The organism is Vibrio sp. 1978, assembly GCF_033344345.1.
This window is the reverse complement of record NZ_JAWPOP010000565.1, coordinates 1-654: the sequence shown is the minus strand read 5'-3', so window position 1 is coordinate 654 and position 654 is coordinate 1. Positions and strand designations below refer to the sequence as shown.

2 protein-coding genes are annotated in these 654 nt (G+C 45.6%); both read left to right on the top strand.

The features are described 5' to 3' along the window. On the top strand, positions 1 to 122 hold a 122-nt coding region (locus R8N49_RS27855; protein ID WP_318190540.1), incomplete at its 5' end, for a septum formation initiator family protein. A gap of 1 nt (position 123) precedes the next feature. Next, positions 124 to 654, top strand: a 531-nt coding sequence (gene ispD, locus R8N49_RS27850) for a 2-C-methyl-D-erythritol 4-phosphate cytidylyltransferase (protein WP_318190539.1), incomplete at its 3' end; no start/stop codon positions are given.

Below are 654 nucleotides of genomic sequence, written 5' to 3'. Positions count from 1 at the left end.
TTGCTGAGATAGATGACTTAAAGCAAGGACTTGATGCGATTGAAGAAAGAGCACGTCATGAACTTGGCTTGGTGAAAGAAGGAGAGACCTTCTACCGCATAGTTGGTGAGGAAAACCCGTAAGATGTCAGAGAACGTTTCATCTCATATCGCTATTGTACCTGCGGCTGGTGTTGGTAGCCGAATGAAAGCAGATCGACCTAAACAGTATTTGTTAATCGATGGAAAAACGGTATTGGAACATACCGTAGAGAAGCTGCTTGCTCACCCTCAAATTGCGAAAGTTGTGGTTGCGATTACAGAAGGTGACCCATACTACCCTGAACTATCGATTGCCCTGCACCCAGACGTAATACGTGTCGCTGGTGGTAAAGAAAGAGCCGATTCAGTGCTTTCAGGGCTAAACTATGTAAGTGCGCAGCTTCCGTGTGAATGGGTTCTGGTCCATGATGCCGCGAGACCTTGCGTAACATTAAACGATATTGATCGTCTGATTGATGTTTGTTGTGCTCATCCTACTGGTGGCATTCTTGCCTCGCCCGTGAGAGATACAATGAAACGAGCGAACAAAGAAAACAACATCGATCATACCGTAGACAGAGAAGCATTGTGGCATGCACTGACTCCACAAATGTTTAAAACTCAGCAGCTAACA